The sequence below is a fragment of the Kineococcus siccus genome (assembly GCF_009906795.1).
GTDB classification, from domain to species: domain Bacteria; phylum Actinomycetota; class Actinomycetes; order Actinomycetales; family Kineococcaceae; genus Kineococcus; species Kineococcus siccus.
In genome coordinates this window covers 1-1488 of the sequence record NZ_JAAALN010000389.1, presented here as the reverse complement: position 1 = coordinate 1488, position 1488 = coordinate 1, and the positions used below count along the sequence as shown (strand labels likewise).

At 73.7% G+C, this 1488-nt stretch carries 1 protein-coding gene; it reads right to left on the bottom strand.

What is annotated here, in order from left to right:
- Nucleotides 1-1469, bottom strand: a 1469-nt coding sequence (locus tag GTR02_RS21665; RefSeq protein ID WP_338073983.1) for a flotillin family protein, incomplete at its 3' end; no start/stop codon positions are given.
- Nucleotides 1470-1488 lie beyond the last annotated feature (19 nt).

Below are 1488 nucleotides of genomic sequence, written 5' to 3'. Positions count from 1 at the left end.
GGGGACAGCCCGCCCAGCAGCGACCGCACGTCGAGCCCGGTGGTGCGCCGGACGAGCTCGAGCGTCTCCGCCAGGTTCGCGGTCACGTTGCGGGACAGGGCCGAGGTGCCGTCGGTGGAGATGACCGTGAGGTCGCCGATCGCGGCCATGGGCGCCGCCAGCTCGTGGGCCACCTTCGGCAGGACGTCGGTGACCATCTGCGCGAGGGCCGCGTCGCCGTAGCGCTCGAACGCGTCCGCGCGCAGCCGCATGGTCTCCGCCTCGGCCTCACCGCGCGCCCGGATCGCGTCGCCCTCGGCCTCGCCCTCCAGCCGGGTCGCCGACGCGAGCGCCTTGCGCCGGTCCAGCTCGGCCTCACCGCCGACGCGCACGCGCAGCGCGTCCGCCTCGGCCGCCATCCGCACGCGGTTCGCCTCGGCCGTCGCGGACAGCTCGACGCGACGCGCCTGCGCCTCGGCGTTGGCGATGTCGGACGCCTTCTTCGCCTCGGCCTCGAAGATCTCGGAGTTCCGCCGCGCCTGCGCCTGCTGCTCCGCGTCGTAACGACGCGCGTCGGCGGGCTTGCGCACCTCGGTGTCGAGCTGGCGCTCCGTCAGCGCGGCCTGCCGCTCGGCCACGCGCTCCTGCTCGAGCAGGACCTCCTGGTCGCGCGCGGCCTTGGCGAGCACGCCGGCCGCGGCCGCGCGCGCCTCGGCGGTGTCGGTCTCGGCCTTGAACTCGGCCTGCCGCAGGGCCAGGTCGCGCTGGCTGGCCGACACCTTCTCGCTGGCCCGGGCCTGCGCCTGCTGCGACTCCTGCAGCGAGTTCGCCTCGGCGATCGCGGCGTTCTGGGCGGCGATGGCGGCCTCGGGCCGGCCGAGGTCGCGCAGGTAGTTGACCTCGTCGGTGACGTCCTGGATCTGGAACGTGTCGAGGACGAGGCCCTGGTTCGTGAGCGAGCTCTCGGCCTCCTCGGCGACCCGGCTCGCGAACGCCGCGCGGTCGCGGATGATCTCGTCGACCGTCAGGGTGCCGACGATCGAGCGCAGCGACCCGGCCAGCACCTCCTGCGTGAAGGACTCGATCTCCTTCTGCTGGTGCAGGAACCGCTGGGCCGCGGCGCGCACGGAGTCCTCCGTGCCGCCGACCTTGATGATGGCCACGCCGTCGAGGTTCAGGCGGATGCCCTTGGCGGACACCGCACCGCGGATCTGCACCGAGATGCGCCGCGAGGCCAGGGAGAGGGAGTACGCCTGCTGCACGAACGGCAGGACGAAGATGCCCCCGCCCATGACGACCTTCTGCCCCGACAGGTCCGTGGAGATCTTCCCGGTCTGCGGGTTCGTCACCGGGCGGCCCTTCTTGCCGACGACGACGAACGCCTCCGACGGCCCGGCGATGCGGTAGCGGCGGACGATCGCCGCGGCCAGCAGCAGGACGACGACGACGGCCGCGGCGACGGCGATGACGCCGGGGGTCAGGAAGCTCACGAGGGGTCCTCTCGGGGGG